Consider the following 17,806-nt stretch of genomic DNA (forward strand, 5'->3'; position numbering starts at 1 on the left):
ATGATTGATGTCAGAAGAGGACGCATGGATTTCTATAGCAAGCGCATACGAGCATGTCCTGAGTGTTCGTCGATTTCCCGAACGTGCTTCCCAGGAATTATTAGAAAAGCTCCGCTCGAATGAGCTGGGAGCGCGTGCGAAGCTGATGAGGGTTGGGATAACGATCAATGCCATGGACGAAAGCTATGATCGCCCAATGAGTTCTTACCTCTTTCAGGCTGGGTATCTTGATTTTGCGAATAGTTCTCTCACAACGCCAGCTGCAGCTGGGTCACGTAATATCTGGACAATACACGCCGTTGAGGCAACCCAGATCGAAGTTTTGCGCCATGAGGTTTTGAGCCTTTGGCCTAAAAGCCAAGCTAAATCCGGAAATAAAGGAGGGAGGCCTGAAGAGCATAATTGGCCGGGTGCATTTGCGTACTGCGGGTGGTGGGTCGCTCAACATGGTCTGCCGAATGAGAAAGCCAGATTGATCGAGCTGGTCGTTGAATGGTTTGAAAAACAAGACGGCGGCGCACCCAAAGACGAAAAAGAAGTCAGAGTGCGGACTTCCCGCGCCTATGACGAGCTTGCGAAGTGGGCGAAACGCACGAACGGGGTTTAACCCCCCTTCGACCACAAGACAGCTGGCAGTGATCCGCCCAAGTTAGTGAACATCCGCTGGCGTTCTGGCGGACACTAAAAGGACAGCAGCTATGAACTTTCACACAGTTCAGGCGCCGCAGGGAGACCTGCGCGCGTCGCCGGAGAAGCTTGCCTACACGGTACCCCAGGCGCTGTACGTCACCGGATTGGGCCGGACCACCATTTATGCGCTGATCGCCGAGAGGAAGCTGCGCACGATCAAGGTGGGCTCGCGCACCCTCATCCCGGCCGACAGCCTGCGCGGTTACCTCGCCTCACTTGAGCAGGAGGCCGCATAGCGCATGGCCTATAACAACAGAACCCCCGCCGCGGGCACGGCGAGGGCTCTGGAAAATGTCTGCTTGGCGGCTGACGACTTCCAGATAGCACTCGATCCCCGCAAAATCCAGACTTCGCGCATCCTTTCGCGCTTCGCCTTTAGCCCTGCGCTCGCGGCGGCTGTGGCCGACCTTGCCTTCGGGCAGACCGACGGGAGGCGCGCATGAGCGCCCCCCACTCGCCGGTCGATCACATCGCGTACGGCTCGCTCGACGCTTACCGCGAGTTCATCGCCGAGACTCTTTCCGGCGCCGAGATCCACGCCCGGATCGGTCAGAGCTACGTCGAGGCCGGCAACGATGCCGGGCTCGAATATTCAGTCCGGTGCATGATCGCGAACGTGCGCGCTGCGGCCAGCATTCTCGCCGAACTGAAGAAGTCTAAGGCCGAGCAGGCTGATCGACGGACGCCTGCCCCCGACCACCATCCCGCAACCGACAATCTGGAGGTGCGGGCATGAAGTCCGACCCATTCGCCGACGAGTTGGAACGCCTCGGTCCGCCGACGGCTGACGACTGGCATCATCCGCGTCACGAACCTATCGGCGCCAACGGCACTACCGGCACAGGGGGGTATGGTTCGTGGGGCGAGCCGGATCTGAGCCTACTCGGGACCGGACGACGCCCAGCTCCGGCCTTCCCGCTCCATCTTCTCGGTCCGTGGGCTGGGTGGTGCGAGCGCAAGGCTCGGAGCGCTTCGGCACCGCCAGACTACGTTGCAGTGGCGCTGCTCGCGAGCCTCGGCGCGACCATCGCCAACGTGCGTTGGCCTCAGGCCGGCGCCGCGTGGGCCGAGCCGCCTGTCCTTTGGTGCGCTGAGGTTGGGCCGCCGTCGTCCTCGAAGTCCCCGTCCATGGACGCGGCCTTCACGCTGGTGCGCTTCGCCGAGGACCGCATGGCCTACGGCTTCGAAGAGGTGCAGCAGGAATATGCGACCCTGAAGCAGGCCTGCGACGCGCGGGTCGAGGCTTGGAAGATCGAGGTCAAGACCGCCGTTAAGAACGGCGACGCAGACGTGCCGCCGATGCCGGACAATGCCCGCGAACCGCCGGCTCCGGTTCGGCCTCGCATCCGCGTAGCCGACGCGACCGTCGAGGCGCTGGGTGCATTGGCAGCAGGGCTACCGCGCGGCCTGCTTCTCGTGCGCGATGAGTTGGCCGGCTGGCTCGGTGCCTTCGATAAGTACGGTGGCGGCGGGTCCGATCGGGCCTTCGCGGTCGAGTCCTATGGTGGAAGATCGTATGTCGTCGACCGGATGAAGAACCCGGAGCCGCTTCATATCCGGCACCTCAGCATCGGCGTGCTCGGCGGCGTCCAGCCCGACAAGCTGGAGATGATCCTCAACGGCCCCGACGACGGTTTGGCCTCGCGTCTGCTCTGGGCCTGGCCGGACACCAAGCCCGAGTTCACGCTCGCGCGCGGCGTTCAGGACGACGGGCCGATGCAGTCAGCCTTCGCGCGGCTCACTGATCTCGCCCAAGGCATCGACGAGTTTGGTCAGCCGGAGCCGGTGAAACTGCGCCTGACATCGGAAGCCGAGGATCGCCTGGAGGCGTTCGCCCGCGATATGGTCGATCGCTGTCATGAAGCCAGTGGGTTGCTCGCAGGCACGCTCGGCAAGGCGCGCGGACACGCGCTCCGACTCTCGGCGGTCCTGGAGCACTTATGGTGGTGCGGCGGGGGACCGAGCGTGGCGGAGCCGAGGGAGATCTCCCCGGATGCCGTCACCGCCGCTGCTGATCTCCTGAACGCCTACTTCCTGCCGATGGCCGAGCGGGTGTTCGGCGACGCGTCGATCCCGGTCGTCGAGCGACGCGGCATGCTGCTCGCCCGGCACCTGCGGCAGAACCGGATCGGCGAGTTCAACGCGCGGGATGTCCGGCGTCAGGTCGGCGGCATGTTGCGGGACGCCGCTGACATGGAGGCCGCCTGCAAGCAGCTTCTGGAGGCCAACCTCATCCAACAGCGCTTCGCCCGTGCTGGCGAGCGCAAGGGTCGAAAGGCACAGAACTACGAGGTCCACCCGGAGGTGATTGCCGACCGCCCTTTTGCCGAAACCCCCATCCGTAGAAAGATGGGGACCCCTGTGCCGGTAGTGTCATTGGCGCCAATAGCGCCAAAAACAGAGCTATTGGCGCCAAAGGCACAAACGGCACAGGGGGTAAGATATTTTCGGACGAGGGGTTTGGAACTCGGAACAGAGTGGGAGGCGAGGCATGAGCGGTCAGAATGAGTCTTCCGAGTTACCGGAGAAACTCAGGTGTTAAGCGGCTCTATCCCGTCGGCTGGAAGTCCTCAAATCTGAAGGCGGGGCTTCTACCGGCTGAGCTACGCTGCGCAGCGCCGTCACCATTGCGTCAGTTTGAGCATCGAGGTCGAGAAAGGCAGTCTTGCTGGCGTCGCGCCAAGCTAAGAGGAGGCCCGCCAGTACGGCCACTGTACTCGCAACCATCGGTGCAGTAATCAGCGCTGCCAGAAGGCTGAAAGGACTGAGAGCAGTGAACGTCACGAGCCCACTGCTAATCGCTACAGCTACTATGAGGAGCATCGGAGCCTCGCCCGTTCGGCGAGACGGAGTTTATTAGCCGACCGCCCGACGGGGTAGTGCAGATTTGTTGAAGGGCGGTTAATGCCAAGGTCTGCTAGCAGCATTCGCCTTCGCATTTCTGCCGCACCCAATCTCGCAGGTGCAGCAACGATTTTCGTTGCCAACTAAGGAGACGCCGTGAAACATCCGTTAAAAATACGTAGGAGGAAACACGGGATGGAATTTGCGACCGACGTCGCAATCCTGATAGGCGCACTCTACCTCGTGGGTATGGTCGAGTTCGCGATCACCTGCCACAAGGCTCCGGTTGCTGCCGAGGACTAGCGTCAGAAGAACAGCTGAATAAGCTTCACCACGCCCCACCACGCTGCGTATCCCCAGAGCGCAATGGTGAAGATGAAGAATATCAAGAGCAGCGCGAACGTTCCCCACCGCGTCAAGCGTTCGCGCAGATCCGCGCCCTCGACGGATTGGCTAGCCTCGGCGTTCTGATCACGTCCCGATCGCATTAGCTCTCACACGGATATGCGACCAGCCGCTGAAGAGCCGGGTCGCTAGGGCCACTAAACGCAGAAGAGGCCCAAACGGTTTGCAAATTTATTGCTCTAACGTGAGTTAAGGGCCTCCTCAGAAGGCAAGTCCAAGCCTGACGGCTTTGCTGGCTTTCACGCCCCCAGTTGCCGCGGCTCCAGCTCATCGACAGCCCAAGCCGGAGGCGAGGTAGTCGAATGCTGCAAAGTCAGATCCTGTAGCGACGGCCGTGCCGAGCAGCAAAGAGGTACAGGAGAAGAACCAAAAGACCGATGAGGACCGCAGTAACGAGTGGGGCAAGAAAGTGGAGATCACGATTAGCACCATCTGCCGAGGCTGTTGAATAACGCAGTCGATAATCGAAGATATTTCGAGTGCCGTGACGACCGCCTCCAGCATTCGCTTGGGTGTGACAAGCTGGCGCACAAGTGGATAATCACCTATAACAAAGTACAGCAGTGAATAACAGCGAACGACGGCCGGGGATTTGTGTCAGGCTTGGACGATAGGCCGGTACTTGCACTTATAAATGTAGATTATCATTATCGTAGCCACGCAATCGCAATGCCGTGGTGCTCCGATGCCTACCGCTATCCCCCGTCCCAGCACGCTTCGTCTCAAGGTCGAGACCGAACTCGCCGATGCCGTCGATACCGCTGCGCGCCAGCGCGGTCAGACCATGTCGGAGTTCGTCCGTCAGTCCGTCCGGGCGCAGCTCACCGCGCACGGTGTCCGCCTCAGCCCGAACAGTACCGACGACGGCCCCGGGCCCGCTCCGTCTGCCCCTGCGATGCGGCAGGCCGCCTGATGAGCACCAGCATGTCCCTTCCCCGGGTGAATGTGCGCGAGACGCGGACCATTCACCCTGTCGTCACCATCAGATCGCAGCCCCGCGATCCGGTCATTCAGGACGCCGCTCAGCTTGCGCCGCGCACCTCGGCCGACATCGCAGCCGATTGCGATGCTGCTGCCGCCGAACGCACCGCCCTGGAGGCTAGCCGTCCCGAGCTAATGCTGACGGGCACCGCCGACGACGTAGCGGACCTCGACCACCGTATCGCAGTTGCTAAGGTCCGCATCGATCAGGCCACCGCTCAGTACGCTGCGGCACTCGCTGCCGAGGCCAGGGCTCGCTCCGAAAACGAGGCCGAGCAGTCCCGTCGCAAAGCGCTGCGCAAGGTTGGCATGAAGGCCAGCGCTGAGGCGGCCAAACTCGCCGATCGGTATGCCGTCCTGGCGAGGGAACTGGCCGGGGTGCTCGGTCAGCTTCGCGAGCAGGAAGGCCGCATCGCCGACGCCAACGCAGCCCTGCCGGACAGCGCAGAGCCGGTGCCGCCGGGTGAGCCGTTCAACGGTACCGAGACCATCCCGATGCGCTACGAGACCACCCATGACCTGATCTGGGTCGACGCCCGGACCGGTCAGCCCGCCGGTATCCTGGCCGGTAACGATCTCAGGCATCGGGTCGCCAAGACGATCGAGCGCCGGGTCGCTGTGCCCAGCATACCCGGCGAGCCCCATGTCCCGCTCTCGCATCGTGTGACGCTGCCCGGTCTCGGTCGGGATGCCCCGCCGATCTGGCGCAGCCTTCCTCAGCCCCTCAGATCCGACACGGGATACCGCTCATGACCATCAGCCGAGAGAACATCGAGGCCAATCAGGCTCACTGGCGGCGCGTCCTCGGCAAGGACCGCGCTCCCGCAGCGGCAGATCGCGCTCCCACGCAGGCCGAGCGCTACGCGGCGTGGTCGGCCTCCGTCCGAGCAGCCGAGCGCAAGGCACCCGCGAGTGAGGGGCGCACGGTCGTTGCTGCTCGCGCCACGGCCTTCACCGCCTACCAGGTGGGTGATCAGCGCCAGGCCGCTGACGGGACGCTCTGGCGCCGCGTGGCCTGACACGAGATTGCGCGGCCGACCCGCGAGGGCCTCCAGCCGCGCCATTGAGGGCGATCCGGTCAGCCCAACAGCGACAAGCCAGCCTGTCCTACGCCTGATCCCAAGCCATGGGGGCCAGGATCCAAAGGCCGGCAAGACCGCCCGCTCTCCAAGCCAGCGGGATCATCGGAGATCGCGGCGGAGGGGTCACCCCGCTGCGGTCTCCTCCCTCAGAGCTTCAGGAGAGCCTTATGGCGACGACCTTTGCGGACCTCACGACGTCCTGGCAGCAGATCAGCGCCACAGCGACGACCGTTCAGATCACGGCCGGGACTGTGCTGATGCAGGTAGCCACGGCTCAGCCCGCGAGCACTGACACACGTGGGCACGTCTTCGAGAACAGGGACCTTCCTGGCATCGGATGGGGCGCGCAGACGGGTGGAGAGAAACTGTATGCGCGTGCGCTGCAGGGCTCTGCGTCGATCGTCATGACGCCAGACATCGGATGAGATCGCTCATGAAAGTCAGCCCAGCCTCCCCGGTCATCACCTCCGATCCGCTGCCTGTCATCTGGTCCCCGCCCGTTGACCCGGGTGACCCTGGTGGCGTGGGCAGCAGCGCCGAGCGCGTAATCGCCCCCGGCACGCTTCACGAGACCGCCGAGGATGTGAAGGCTCGCGGCGGGATGTGGGGTCGATGGTGATCACAGTGCGCAGCGAGCGACGCTCAGTCGCCACCACCACCGTCTCCCCCGCCGCAGCTCCCGCCATCGCTGCTCGACCCGCCCGAGCAGGAGTGATGGCCACCGTCGCCGAAGGGACTGGGATCGGTCGAAGAGCCCCCGCTCGTGCCAGTCGAACCTCGCAGCGGCCAGGGATTGGTCGATCTCATCCAGTGAGGCCGCAGGCTCCACAGCGCGACGCAAAGTGCGAAGGCGAAGAAGAAGACCTCGTACTGCTGCTTCCTATCCATCGAAGCACCTCATCGGGCTCTGGAAGTGTCGCCAGCCTAGCACATCCAGAGACGCAGCTTGAAACCTTGGGTCCTTCCCCAGGGCGCGGAGGGTCGGGGGTCAGCGCGAGTTCGGCTTCTGTCTAGGTGCTCAGTTTCCATAAGGGGTTCCGCCGCCATGTCGACGATCAGCCAGGCCGCTTCGCATCTCGACATGAGCGAGCGTCGGTTCCGTGAGTTGCTGGACGAGAGTGTCATCGCTCGCGCGCCACGCGGCGAGTACGACCTCGATGCCGTTCGCCGGCAGTACATCGGGCACTTGCGCGAGGTTGCCGCCGGACGCCAGCCGGCTCAGCCTGGCGATCTTGATCCGGCCCAGGAGCGGGCCCGCAAGGATCGCGCGCTCGCCATTGCCACCGAACTGAAGAACGACTTGGCGACCGGCAAGGTCGTGCTGATCGACGACGCGGTCGCAGCCGTCACGATCCAAATGAGGAAGCTTCGCAACAAGCTCCTGAGCATGCCCACGCGCATTGCCAGCCGCTTACCTGAGCGGGGCCGCGCGCAGGTGTTCACTCTGGTTGAGGCCGAGGTGCGGTCCGCCATGGAGGAGCTGACAACGGGCGGTGAGGGGCACGTGACACCGGCCGAAGTTGCCGCTGAACGCGGCCTTACTGCATCTGTTGAGGAGCCTGCCCATGGCCGATGATCGCCTGCGCCTAGTCGCAGAAGTCCAGGATGGCTTCACCGGCCCTCTGGCGAAGCTGGAGACGGCCCTCGGCAGGGCGGCCAAGACCGGCACCCAGGCCGGCAAGGACTCGAAGCGCGACTTCGACGGCTTCCATGGGACGCTCGGCAAGACCACGGCCGCGCTGCAGGGCATGACGCCCGTCCTCTCGGGTCTCGGCCTCGTTGGCCTCACGGCAGGCGTCTCGCTCGGGACCATGACGGCGGCGCTGAGCGGCTTCTCCCGCGGCACGCAACAGCTAGCGATCATGTCCAAGGAGACGGGCCTCGCCGTCGATCAGCTGCGCGCCTTCAGCGCCCTGGGCGAGCGGTTCGGCGTGTCTGCCGAGACCATGCAGGGCGGGGTGCGCAAGTTCGCCGACGAGATGAGCCAGATGCGGAAGCGCTACGGCCAAACCTATCTCGACCTCCAGCAGATGAACCTCGGCGAGCTAGTCGAGCAGATGGTCAGCTCGCCGAACATGAAGGCGGCGCTCGATACCTTCATGGACTCGGTCTCGCAGATCGGCGACCCGGTGAAGCGCCGGAAGGTCGTCGAGATGATGCTCGGCTCGGACCAGATCGCCGCTGTTGCCGGCCAGCTGACCGGACGCTACCGGCAGGTGATGGACGAGATCCTGAAGGCACAGGGTCAGACCACGGACGCGCAGATCAAGGCGGCCCAGCGGTTCGAGACGGCATTGAGCCGGGTCCGCGAGAACATGGACGGCCTGCGCACCGAGGCCCTGACCCCGCTGCTCGAACAGCTGTCGGCCCTCGTCGAGAAGTTCGGCTCTGCCGAGTCGATGGCGGCCTTCGCCAAGCAGCTTGAGGAGATCGGCAAGTTCGCCCGCACCACAGTGCAGGAGTTTGAGGCGATCGTCCGAACTTACGAGAAGTTCAAGGAGTTCATCGGCCTCGGTGATCCGTCGAAGAACGTCGAGTTCAAGCCGCTGCTGGGCGGTGGGGGCGGCAAGCCGCTGACCCGTGGCGAGCTTGAGGGCAAGCGCGACTCCATTGAGCAGCAGCGCAAGTTGCTCGACGCCAACCCGAACGCCCCGGACTATGCGCGCAAGCGCGACCGGATGACGGAGGAGCTTCGGCGCGTCGGCGACGAGCTTGAGAAGCTGCGGACATCCGGAGGCGCGACAGCGCAGCCCTCCGAGTTCTCAAGCGTGACCGGCGGCGGCAACCCGCTGATCCACCGCGCCGGCTACGGCGGCATGGGCGGCGGTGGAAGCCCGGGCAGCTACAGCGGCGTCGGCACCATCCCCCCGCTCGGTCTGCCTCAGCCATTGGCCGGCGGTGGCGGCGGCGCGGCGATCTCGCCTCGGGCTCCGATGCCGTATCGCGGGACCATCGATCGAAGTGGGTCTGGCCGATCAGCGGAAGGCCCGCTCGCGGCCAAGTACCCGGACGGACTTGCGGCAGGCATCAAGCAGTCGGCCAAGGATCTCGGCATCAGCGCCGAGAACCTGGCGACCGTCATCTCCTACGAGACAGCCGGCAGCTTCGATCCTTGGAAGCGAGGTCCGACGACGAAGTGGGGCCAGTATCGTGGCCTGATCCAGTGGGGCCAGCCGCAGCGCGAAAAGTACGGCGTCACGCAGGACATGTCCCCGGGCGAGCAGATGAAGGCGGTCACGCGCTACCTGCGCGACCGCGGCGTCCGCCCCGGCATGGGCATCCACCAGGTCTACGGCGCCATCAATGCCGGCGGCGTGTCGGAGGCGCACCTGCAGATGCGTGACGCAGCGGCTGGCGGAGCGCCGGGCACGGTTCGCGAGAAGGTCGACAACCAGATGGGGCCGCATCGCCGGAAGGGCGTCGCGCTTCTTCGAGCCGATGGCTCAGACGGCGGGGCAACGGCCTCCGCTGATGGTTCGGGCGAGCGCACCGGCGACAGCATGATGCGCCGGTTCTACGGCGACGAGGCACCGGTGGCGAAGGCCCCGCCTCAGGACCACCGCATGACGATCGACCTCAACGGCTTCCCGGCCGGAACCCGGGCCCGCACCTCGATGGGCGACCTGTTCAAGGAGACCACTGTCTCGAAGAGCCGCCAGGTGGAGGCGATCTGATGCCGGATCCCGATCTCATCTGCGAGGTGCGTACCGAGGGCGGCACCTACCGCGACTGGATGCAGGTCCAGGTCGAGCAGAACTTCATGAACGAGGGTTGGATCCGATCCTTTCGCCTCGTTTGCGCCGAGCCCAGCGCAGTCGCCAGCATGAAGCTGAAGCCCGGCGACCGCGTCGACATCGCCTTGGCCGGTCAGGTGGTGATCCAGCAGGGCTTCATCCGCGATCGGCAGGCCGTGTTCGACGCCAACCGTCACGCCGTGCAGGTCACCGGCTACGGCAAGGCCGGGCTGATCACGGAAGCCAGCATCAACGGCGGCACCGGCCAATTCCGGGGCTTCAAGCTCGATGCCATCGCGAACTCCGTCCTGAAGCCCTACGGCCTCACCTTCCGCGTCCAGAACGGATCGGACGGGTGGGACATGCCCTTCCCGAACGTCATGGTTCGCTATGGCGAGACGCCATTCGACCTGATCTCGCGGCTGTGCCGGCAGCGCAACCTGTTCTCCTACTCTGATGCGGCCGGCAACGTGGTGGCTGGTCCGAAGACCGGCAGCAGCATGGTCGCCTTCGTCGAGGGCCAGAACATACTCTCTGCGAACTGCCAGCTACGGCACCTCGCGGTGGAGTCGCTGGTCTCGAACTCGCAGCAGCCTGGCTCCGACAGCCTGTTCGGACGGTCGGCCTCTGAGATCCAGGCGAAGGCGACCGTGAAAGGCGGCACGCCCGGGGCGACCTGGAAGGTGCTGGCCGAGATACCGCTCAACTAGAAGGGCACGCAGCTGCACACGAACTGGGAGGCGGCGGTCCTACAGAGCATGGCCCTGCAACTGCAGCTCACCTACCAGGGCTGGCTCAAGCCGGGCGTGGGCGGGCTGTGGGACCCGTCGGACGGCGTGACAGTGCGGTCCCCCATGCTGTTCCCGACGGAGAGCGCGACCGAGACGCTGAAGGTCGCCGGTTACGCCTACACCCAGGATGTGAACGCCGGCACGACGACGACGCTCGACCTGATCAACACACTGGCATGGGAGCAGCGTAAGGGCGATGCGACGAAGAACGATGGATTCTATGACCTTGGCAACGCGCCAGCGCAGCCGGAGGCGGCGACGTAATGAGTTGGCTTGGCTCGGGGATTGACGAGCTTAGCTACCGAACTGCAGGCTTGGTTTTAGAGCGCGTTGCGAAGGCGTTGCTCTGACCCACTCGCACGGTGGTCGAAAACAGCGAGAGCCGGCAGCTACGGTCCTGGAGCGTGGCCGGCGCATTTGCTTCACAAATGCTCAAATGCTTGTGTCTACCGCCTGAGAAATGATGTTTCGCTGCGACACCGAGCTGCCTCGGCCCAGCAGGCAAATCCACGGATGAGCCTCTCTGACATCCGCCGAAGTTGGATTTGCTGAGCCCACAAAAGCTTGGGCCCTCAAAAAGGCTTAGCCTACTGTTTTGGAGTGCGCCGGATCTCATCGATGCGGCTGTCGGACAAATCCTCGTAGATGCTAGCGACGCTTCGGCGAGTTGCAGTACGAGAGGCCACAGCCTTAGGCGCCGCCGCCTTCGGAGCAGGCTGCTGTGCCGTAGTTGCGGCAGTCGCAGCATTTGCGGGTGCTTTCTCGCTTAGCTGACTGCGCCGCTTGAAGTACGGCGTATGCTCCGGCCCACAGCCCTCACAGACCGAAACAAGCCATGACTGCCACAGGCCGTTCGTCTTCTCGCGCATCGACTCAGCACGCTCACGATGCGCCGAAGCGAGCTGGAACGTGTCCAGATCGGCCTGCTGCTTGATCTCGGGCTCCGGCTTGGCGGTCGGCTTTTGGTCGACATCTGACTCGATGCGGACCCCTGGGTTAATATCTCGGCGCTCACCATCCTGCGCATAGGCTTGCACGGTCACGCAGATCGAGCACAGGGCCACGATGGCAGCTAGTCGCATGTGACCCTCCGTTTTCCGGAAAACCGATCACGGCGGACTTAGTTCAATTCGCGAAGGGCATAATAGATCGCATCACAGATCATCGCCGAAATAAGCAGCCGATATTCGACTGTCGGTCGGCCTTATGGCTGGGTTTCGCTAATGCGAACGGCGACCTGCGTCCGGCGGTGTCGGGACCCGACAGCGCTGGAGACAAACCGAGACCTCCTTGAGGATAAGTCGTCATCGGCCGCGTAGGCTCCAGCAAGAACACGTAAGGGGTTCGTGACCACGTGCCGGACTCGCCCTTCATGCGCGCTGCAGCCGATGCAAACAGCATAGTCCCAGTGGCGCCATTTGCGATTGGACTCACGATCGAACGCGTCCTGTCGCTCCTTCTGACGATCGATGTGCTTGCGGGGTGTATCGCTTCCCGCAGCTCCGCCTGGAGCGATCTGCTGTGTCGGTTGCTGATGAGCCATACCCTGTGCGGCGCATGTCTGCGTGATCGCAAGGAGCACGAGGGGAGCGAGCCAGTTTACGGCGGTCATGCAATTTCCAGCCCATTCTGGGAGGCTTGAACCAAGCGGATTGGAGGCTTGCTATTCCACTGACAGCTCCGCTTTGAACATCCATTTGGGCTCGAGTTAGCAATCTTGTTACTGATTGTAACACATCGGCAACAGGGCTGATGGGCGGCTTGGCACGGTCCCGTGCCCATCGTGGATGTCCAAATTGGAGTTGTCTGCTACGTCCCCATAATGGACAAGCTCGACGCCCTCCTCGACCGCCTCAAAGCTCGCCAACGCGACCTCATCATGGAAGCGGCGCAGTACGATACGATGCCAGCCGACAGCACGCTGAAGCGGATCGCCGAGCTTGAGAATGCGATTGCAGCGGTTGAGGCCGTTGCGGACGAACAGCGAAGCCATCGGCGGCAGTAGGTCCCGGTAGGACAGCCGCAGGGATAGGGTCGTCGAGCTGTGCTGCGACCGCATCGAGACATGCGCCATGCGACGACGCTCGACCTGATCAACATGCTGGCCTGGGAGCAGCGCAAGGGCGACGCCACGAAGAACGACGGCTTCTACGATCTCGGCAATGCGCCTGCTCAGGCCGAGGCGGCGACGTGACTACCCAGGCGTGGTTGAGATGCTACGATCAATTGTTGTTGTGACAAGCTTTGATCTGAAGGAACACGGCTTGCCCATCGCTGACGGTTACCTCGATCGTCTTGCCTTCCGTGGGGCAGCAATGGCCGTCGTTGGGCCCCTGCGAAACCGCATAGATGACGGCCCGCTTGTCGTTGAAGTCTGCGCCTTTGACGATTAACCAACTTTGCGGCTTTCCGATCTGGACCGCCAAGTCGTCTTTCACACCGTAAACTTGAACCGTCGAGCCCCAGTTGTTGCCACCGCCGCAGCCATCGACGCTGTAGATGAGAACCAACGCACCATCAAAGTGAGCCGATGATGCACCCCCTGTCGCTGCGATCCTGCCGGCGTAGGACATCCCAACGTTGCACTCGCGGTTGTCTTTCTCGATCCTCTTGAGGAGCCGCTGCATCATCGCAGCATCTGACGGCTTGGATTAGCTTGCGCTAAACCAGCAGCGACTACGAAAGCGAGAGTGACGAGGGTAGTTCGCATGGCATCGTTATCGACAAGCCATTGATTATGGCAATTAATTTTTATCGGATCGATCTAGCAACCGAATTAGAATTTTGCGCCAGACACCTTGGCGTTGATACCATCAGTCATCTTTTTTTCAAATGCCCGCTTAATATCTCGTTCGGTTTCCATTATTTCTTTCGCGAGTCTAGAAACATGGGTTTCCACTCCATCCTCGGATGGGCTCACTTTAATTTTGCGATCAAGAAGCCGATCGAGGTTTTTTAAGCGATGCATTAGCTTACTCCCGCGGCCCGCAGTTACTAGATTGTGTGCGCTGTGCATAACGCACGTTTAAGCCTGCTTCGAAATAGTGCTTTCTTTTGACCCAAATAAACCCTTCTGACTGAGAAATCACAGCAACATCGATCGGGCCACCGACTGTTTCGAAGCCTCTAGATACTCGACGTTTGATTGAAGTCAAGTTAACGAGCGCTTCTGCCATCTTTGCCAATTCCGGCTTGGGCATAAATTCTACCATGTCTTCTATCGCAGATTGTGACTGAGAGCGTATTCCGCGAAAGGCCTTCTCCGTTAGGCCGGCTACAAAAGCCTTTTCCGCCTGCGCCGCCTCAGCCTCCAAAGCAGCCCTTTGCTCAGGGTCCTCAATTACTAACTGCTGTATCATGGACTGGCTAATGGTAGTCACCGATTTTTCGCAAAATTCTGATATATCCAGCTGTATTGACCCGTCTAGGCCGTATAAAAAGCGCTCAACCATTTCTTTCTGTGCAAATGGCACTACCGCGGCTCGTTTCCCAGCACGATCAATATCTATCGAGTTTGTTCTGATATATTTGAGGCGCCCGCATGCCATCCCGTCGATTTCAAAGGAGACAAGCGTCGGAAACGGTTCTCCAGAGCCAAAGCCAGCTATGACGATGCCGGTAAGAAAATTTGATAGCATTGCCTTGCTAATGTACAGCTTTACGAGTTGGCATGCCTTCACCGCGTGATCCGCATCGGTAAAGTTAAGCCGCCTGTTGATGAGCGTAGTAATCTTTGCTTCCGAATTTTCGTCAAATGTGAGTGGCCCCTCCCCAACAAAATGGGCGTTTTCCATTTCCGATATTGTACAAATAAATGCGTCGAGCAGGGTATCGACTATCGATTTAAACCCCGCTTGAATTTGCTCGGCGGTGATATCTTTTGGAAGGGTCTAAATAAAATTATTGTTAAGACTCGATCGTCTTTCTAAAATCTTATCGAGTAACGGTACAACGATTTGCTCAAGCTGACTTTCTTGCACTCGTTCTGGCGCGCCGACACCTGTGCTGTTAAGATAATGTAAGAACTGTGTGGCAGCATTCTCAACGGAAGTGAATAATGTATTCTCTGCTCTAAATTTGTGTATCAGTATTGGAAGAGGAATCTCGGCAAAGTCCATAGTATTATATATATCATTATGCCGATTGGAGTAATGCGAGAAAGCTCAAAAAGTTTATCGGCGGAGTCGAAAATCTTTTCCGCCCTGCTTCCAGACGCTATAGTTACGGCACTATCAGCGGCCAATGCGACAGCCAATTTATTCAATATTACGATCTCGGCTGTCATTTCAAAGCATCTCTTAATTGCGACTTGGCGGAATATGCGTATTCTGGACCGAAGAGGGTGATTTTCGATATGGGTCAGCTATATTTTGAAAACATAGCTGAGCTATTCGCATCATTACGTAATTTAAATTTTTCCAACTCGGTTGATCGCTGTTCGTCTGAAGAGACTACCCCAGTGTCACTAGGCCGTCATTCTAATTGACTGCTACGACGCGAGGACCGCTGACATCCGGATCCTGCTGTTTCCAAGCCAACAGGGCAGCGTTGGCAGCCTCGACGATCGCACCCGTGGAGCCAATGCCGATCTGCGGGCGTATCAATCCTCCATTCCGATCAGCGCCGCCCGAGCTCCGATATGGGCTGCAACCCCGAAACCAGCAGCCAACCAGATCGCTACGCTGGCACTGAGAGTTCGTGTCGACGTAATGGCGATTGGAACGAAGAAATCGCTTTGAAAGAACCCGCCGACGAAGGCAGCGCCGAACAGTGCGATACTCAGGCTGTTCAGCAGGGTGGCAGTTATCTTGCGGCGCTCGTTACGAGCAGCCTTGCTCATACTGCTGCGCGACGCCCTATCGAGGGTGTAGGTCGTTAGCATCAGTCCGATTGGGCACAGAAGCAGCAGGGCAAACTCGACAATATCAATCTTCATAGTAGCCTTGACAAAACGCATCACGACTTTTCAAAGCTGGCCCCCTCTCGACCAGTGCCATTCTATTCATTGAAGATGACGCTGGCGGCCTTTGGAGCTGTTTGAAGCTTGGTGGGCCCGCCCGGACTCGAACCGGGAACCAGACCGTTATGAGCGGTCGGCTCTAACCATTGAGCTACAGGCCCTTCGCAACCGCATAGCCGTCGCCGCCCTACAGGCGCAACCTGCTGACAGCGCGGCGTAGGAGGTAAGCGCCCCTACTCGGCTGCCTCTCCCTGTTGGCTATCGTCCTGATCGTCCTCGGCAGCGTCTTCGACAGACCCGCTTTCTGCGGCTGGAGCACCAGTACGGTACCTGTCTCCGTGCCGCTCCAACTCGCCGCTATTGGACATCACGCTGAGGTACGTGTTCAGGGTATTAGACGCCACGTCCGTTAGATGCTCGGTGATCTCGGCGTGTGTCAGGCCCTCAGAACCCGCCTCCTCGATAAGCGCCTTCAGCCGTCCCTTGGCAGAGTTGGCCCGCGGCCCGCGCGGACCACGGGTTACACGAGGCTGATCCCCGCCAGCAGAGGCACGGCGACGGCTCGGCTGCGCGGCGGCTGACTCTTCCAGCGGCGTGCCTTCGACGATTGACGCAAGCGACCGCTCGGCTTGGCGTAGCTTAGTCAGTTCGGTACTGACCCGTTCGTACTCATCCTCAAGGGTCGCGAGCTGCTGCCTTACGCTGGCCAGTGCCTTCGCGAGCGTGTCGTCATTTGCCATCGGTAGCTCGATCTCTTCGTTCTTGAGATTGGGGTTTGTAAGCACAGCCGCGAACCGTATCACTGCGCCCCCTCAGGATCCTCGCGGTGCCGAACGTAGCCCTGACCGGTGAGCCAGTCCGTCAAGGCGTGTCGGATCGCTTCCGGACGGGACGGCTTCGGCTCGGGCTGGTCTGCAATCCAGGCGTCAAGGGGAGAGAGCAAGGCAGGTGCAACGCGCACCATCACGGGTGTCGCATCGGTGCGCGGACGGCCGCCCTTGCTCTTGGTTTTTGATATTGACAACACCATAGGTAGATAATATCAGAAACGGCACGGGCCGCCTAGGTGCTACCAACACCGAGGCGGCCCTGACCACCAACCGCATCTGGAGGATGCTGTTCATGGCTAACCACGCCCATAGCACACGCACGCCCTTATTACCCCAGGCTGGCGTTCCGTCGGCCTTATTACCCCGTGGGGCGGGCAAGCAGCCCGGCCCCGTCACTCTGGCCCTCCGGGCCATGCGGACTACCGACCCAGACCAAGCCGCGCACGATGCCATCGAGGCGATCCGCCGAGGTCTAGATCGCCACTTCTCCGAGGCTGACCATCGGCGCCTCGGGACGCTTCGCCGAAGCATCGCGGACCGTATCGAGGCCGATCTTGCCTTGCTCGACATGCTGAGCGGCGACGCAGACCTTGAAGACGGTCACGACCAAGAGCGTGAGAACGAGCACGGCGGCGACGTGCAGGACGAGGCGCACGACGCTGAGGAGGACAAGGGAATTGATGACGAGGGCGTGCGCGCCTTCGACGGCTTCGACGGCACGAACTATTTTCGCTTCCGTCGGGTGCGCGCATGAGTGGCCCATCAGACCGCCGCGGGTTCCTCCGCGGCCTCGTCTCGCTCCCGCTTATCGGCGGCGGTGTGACGCTCATTGGCAAGCCGACACAGGCGGCCGAAGCAACCTCTATCCCATGCTCCGAGAGCTATGCGGCGTGGCTCCATTACGAACAGCGGGCTTTGCAGAACGCTCTCTATCCGGGGATCGGCGAGGGGTACTACATCCCGCAGACCAATCCCGGCGCGACGTTCCACTTTGACGATCGCTTCGGGAATGAGGGGTGGTGGCAGCGGGTCGGCGCCGAGGCCATGGCGCGCGCCCCGGTGGTTCTGGCAACCGTCGGATGCGATTGGCGGGAGGTTCGCCGATGAGCAAGCCGTCCGCGTGGGAGGCCATCGCCGATTTAGAGGGAGATGTGCGCGACGTAGCGCGCTGGGGCCAAGTCGTCAGCATAATGGCGGAAGCCCAGGCGCATAAGTCAGAGCCGCTGATCACGGTCGCTTATGCGATCATGGATCTCGGCAAAAAGCTGACGGCGCAATGGGAGGCGGCCATGGATGCCGCACGGCAGGGGGACAGGCGATGAGAGCCCTCCTCGCTGCTCTCGCCATCGCGAACATCCGTTGGGCTCGCGCCGACCTCGCCCGCTCCGAAAGGCTCGCCGATGAGGCTGACGCTGCTCTCGCACTGGCAGGGGAGCGTCGGCGGCTCGCCGAGGACTTGGCTCGCCGCGCGGGCCTCGGCAGCCTGCTT

Annotated in this window: 24 protein-coding genes and 1 tRNA gene; 18 read left to right on the forward strand and 7 right to left on the reverse strand. The window is 61.6% G+C overall.

Translation table 11 applies throughout. The features are described 5' to 3' along the window. The first annotated feature begins 7 nt into the window (after positions 1–7). From ACFZ8E_RS15250 to ACFZ8E_RS15270, 5 genes are all read left to right on the forward strand, one after another. Positions 8–607 carry a hypothetical protein gene (locus ACFZ8E_RS15250; protein WP_405043156.1) on the forward strand — a complete coding sequence of 200 codons (600 nt, stop codon included), beginning with the start codon at positions 8–10 and terminating at the stop codon, positions 605–607. Between the two features lie 91 nt (positions 608–698). After that, the gene (locus tag ACFZ8E_RS15255; protein WP_405043157.1) at positions 699–926 is read left to right on the forward strand and encodes an excisionase family DNA-binding protein; all 228 of its coding nucleotides are present in this window, start codon (positions 699–701) and stop codon (positions 924–926) included. A gap of 3 nt (positions 927–929) precedes the next feature. Continuing rightward, positions 930–1,133, forward strand: a complete 204-nt coding sequence (locus ACFZ8E_RS15260) for a hypothetical protein (protein WP_405043158.1) — start codon at positions 930–932, stop codon at positions 1,131–1,133. Continuing rightward, positions 1,130–1,426, forward strand: a complete 297-nt coding sequence (locus ACFZ8E_RS15265) for a hypothetical protein (RefSeq protein WP_405043159.1) — start codon at positions 1,130–1,132, stop codon at positions 1,424–1,426. Before ACFZ8E_RS15260 ends, ACFZ8E_RS15265 begins: the two co-directional genes overlap by 4 nt. Then, positions 1,423–3,198, forward strand: a complete 1,776-nt coding sequence (locus ACFZ8E_RS15270; protein ID WP_405043160.1) for a DUF3987 domain-containing protein — start codon at positions 1,423–1,425, stop codon at positions 3,196–3,198. Before ACFZ8E_RS15265 ends, ACFZ8E_RS15270 begins: the two co-directional genes overlap by 4 nt. Before the next feature lie 641 nt (positions 3,199–3,839). Here ACFZ8E_RS15270 and ACFZ8E_RS15275 read toward each other — a convergent pair. Next, the gene (locus tag ACFZ8E_RS15275) at positions 3,840–4,022 is read right to left on the reverse strand and encodes a hypothetical protein (RefSeq protein WP_405043161.1); all 183 of its coding nucleotides are present in this window, start codon (positions 4,020–4,022) and stop codon (positions 3,840–3,842) included. Between the two features lie 602 nt (positions 4,023–4,624). Between ACFZ8E_RS15275 and ACFZ8E_RS15280 the strand changes: the two genes are divergently transcribed. The 8 genes from ACFZ8E_RS15280 to ACFZ8E_RS15315 all read left to right on the forward strand — a co-directional run bounded on the left by ACFZ8E_RS15280 (position 4,625) and on the right by ACFZ8E_RS15315 (position 10,791). After that, positions 4,625–4,852 carry a CopG family transcriptional regulator gene (locus ACFZ8E_RS15280; RefSeq protein WP_405043162.1) on the forward strand — a complete coding sequence of 76 codons (228 nt, stop codon included), beginning with the start codon at positions 4,625–4,627 and terminating at the stop codon, positions 4,850–4,852. Beyond that, positions 4,852–5,673: a hypothetical protein gene (locus tag ACFZ8E_RS15285; RefSeq protein WP_405043163.1), complete on the forward strand. Its 822-nt coding sequence runs from the start codon at positions 4,852–4,854 to the stop codon at positions 5,671–5,673. The genes ACFZ8E_RS15280 and ACFZ8E_RS15285 overlap by 1 nt, the downstream gene beginning before the upstream one ends. Then, positions 5,670–5,939 (forward strand): hypothetical protein, encoded by a 270-nt coding sequence (locus ACFZ8E_RS15290; RefSeq protein ID WP_405043164.1) that lies wholly within the window; start codon positions 5,670–5,672, stop codon positions 5,937–5,939. The genes ACFZ8E_RS15285 and ACFZ8E_RS15290 overlap by 4 nt, the downstream gene beginning before the upstream one ends. Before the next feature lie 230 nt (positions 5,940–6,169). Then, on the forward strand, positions 6,170–6,427 hold the full coding sequence (locus ACFZ8E_RS15295) for a hypothetical protein (RefSeq protein ID WP_243938634.1): 258 nt from the start codon (positions 6,170–6,172) through the stop codon (positions 6,425–6,427). A 620-nt stretch (positions 6,428–7,047) separates the two neighbouring features. Beyond that, a complete protein-coding gene (locus ACFZ8E_RS15300; RefSeq protein ID WP_405043165.1) occupies positions 7,048–7,578 on the forward strand; it encodes a hypothetical protein in 531 nt (176 codons plus the stop codon). Then, positions 7,568–9,676, forward strand: coding sequence for a hypothetical protein (locus ACFZ8E_RS15305; RefSeq protein WP_405043166.1), 2,109 nt, complete (start codon positions 7,568–7,570; stop codon positions 9,674–9,676). Before ACFZ8E_RS15300 ends, ACFZ8E_RS15305 begins: the two co-directional genes overlap by 11 nt. Next, a complete protein-coding gene (locus tag ACFZ8E_RS15310) occupies positions 9,676–10,446 on the forward strand; it encodes a phage baseplate assembly protein (protein WP_405043167.1) in 771 nt (256 codons plus the stop codon). The genes ACFZ8E_RS15305 and ACFZ8E_RS15310 overlap by 1 nt, the downstream gene beginning before the upstream one ends. 48 nt (positions 10,447–10,494) lie before the next feature. Beyond that, positions 10,495–10,791: a hypothetical protein gene (locus ACFZ8E_RS15315; RefSeq protein WP_405043168.1), complete on the forward strand. Its 297-nt coding sequence runs from the start codon at positions 10,495–10,497 to the stop codon at positions 10,789–10,791. A gap of 323 nt (positions 10,792–11,114) precedes the next feature. On the opposite strand, the gene ACFZ8E_RS15320 is transcribed toward ACFZ8E_RS15315, so the two are convergent. Further along, positions 11,115–11,609: a hypothetical protein gene (locus ACFZ8E_RS15320; protein WP_405043169.1), complete on the reverse strand. Its 495-nt coding sequence runs from the start codon at positions 11,607–11,609 to the stop codon at positions 11,115–11,117. A gap of 740 nt (positions 11,610–12,349) precedes the next feature. Between ACFZ8E_RS15320 and ACFZ8E_RS15325 the strand changes: the two genes are divergently transcribed. Beyond that, positions 12,350–12,532 carry a hypothetical protein gene (locus ACFZ8E_RS15325; protein ID WP_405043170.1) on the forward strand — a complete coding sequence of 61 codons (183 nt, stop codon included), beginning with the start codon at positions 12,350–12,352 and terminating at the stop codon, positions 12,530–12,532. A 60-nt stretch (positions 12,533–12,592) separates the two neighbouring features. Next, positions 12,593–12,721: a hypothetical protein gene (locus ACFZ8E_RS15330; protein ID WP_405043171.1), complete on the forward strand. Its 129-nt coding sequence runs from the start codon at positions 12,593–12,595 to the stop codon at positions 12,719–12,721. Between the two features lie 28 nt (positions 12,722–12,749). Here the strand turns inward: ACFZ8E_RS15330 and ACFZ8E_RS15335 are convergent, their stop codons facing one another. The 5 genes from ACFZ8E_RS15335 to ACFZ8E_RS15355 all read right to left on the reverse strand — a co-directional run bounded on the left by ACFZ8E_RS15335 (position 12,750) and on the right by ACFZ8E_RS15355 (position 16,227). Beyond that, the gene (locus ACFZ8E_RS15335) at positions 12,750–13,157 is read right to left on the reverse strand and encodes a hypothetical protein (RefSeq protein WP_405043172.1); all 408 of its coding nucleotides are present in this window, start codon (positions 13,155–13,157) and stop codon (positions 12,750–12,752) included. Between the two features lie 342 nt (positions 13,158–13,499). After that, positions 13,500–14,321 carry a hypothetical protein gene (locus ACFZ8E_RS15340; protein WP_405043173.1) on the reverse strand — a complete coding sequence of 274 codons (822 nt, stop codon included), beginning with the start codon at positions 14,319–14,321 and terminating at the stop codon, positions 13,500–13,502. A gap of 806 nt (positions 14,322–15,127) precedes the next feature. Further along, positions 15,128–15,484, reverse strand: a complete 357-nt coding sequence (locus tag ACFZ8E_RS15345; RefSeq protein ID WP_405043174.1) for a hypothetical protein — start codon at positions 15,482–15,484, stop codon at positions 15,128–15,130. Positions 15,485–15,572: 88 nt separating this feature from the next. Next, positions 15,573–15,648: transfer RNA gene (locus ACFZ8E_RS15350), tRNA-Ile, on the reverse strand. Between the two features lie 72 nt (positions 15,649–15,720). After that, a complete protein-coding gene (locus ACFZ8E_RS15355) occupies positions 15,721–16,227 on the reverse strand; it encodes a hypothetical protein (RefSeq protein WP_405043175.1) in 507 nt (168 codons plus the stop codon). Between the two features lie 382 nt (positions 16,228–16,609). Here ACFZ8E_RS15355 and ACFZ8E_RS15360 point away from each other — a divergent pair, with 382 nt between their 5' ends. The 3 genes from ACFZ8E_RS15360 to ACFZ8E_RS15370 are packed head-to-tail and all read left to right on the forward strand — an operon-like array spanning position 16,610 to position 17,639. Further along, a complete protein-coding gene (locus ACFZ8E_RS15360) occupies positions 16,610–17,071 on the forward strand; it encodes a hypothetical protein (RefSeq protein ID WP_405043176.1) in 462 nt (153 codons plus the stop codon). Continuing rightward, the gene (locus ACFZ8E_RS15365; RefSeq protein WP_405043177.1) at positions 17,068–17,424 is read left to right on the forward strand and encodes a hypothetical protein; all 357 of its coding nucleotides are present in this window, start codon (positions 17,068–17,070) and stop codon (positions 17,422–17,424) included. Before ACFZ8E_RS15360 ends, ACFZ8E_RS15365 begins: the two co-directional genes overlap by 4 nt. Next, positions 17,421–17,639: a hypothetical protein gene (locus ACFZ8E_RS15370; protein WP_405043178.1), complete on the forward strand. Its 219-nt coding sequence runs from the start codon at positions 17,421–17,423 to the stop codon at positions 17,637–17,639. The genes ACFZ8E_RS15365 and ACFZ8E_RS15370 overlap by 4 nt, the downstream gene beginning before the upstream one ends. Positions 17,640–17,806: the final 167 nt, after the last annotated feature.

It is taken from the genome of Methylobacterium sp. HMF5984 (assembly GCF_045033435.1).
Classification (GTDB): Bacteria; Pseudomonadota; Alphaproteobacteria; order Rhizobiales; family Beijerinckiaceae; genus Methylobacterium.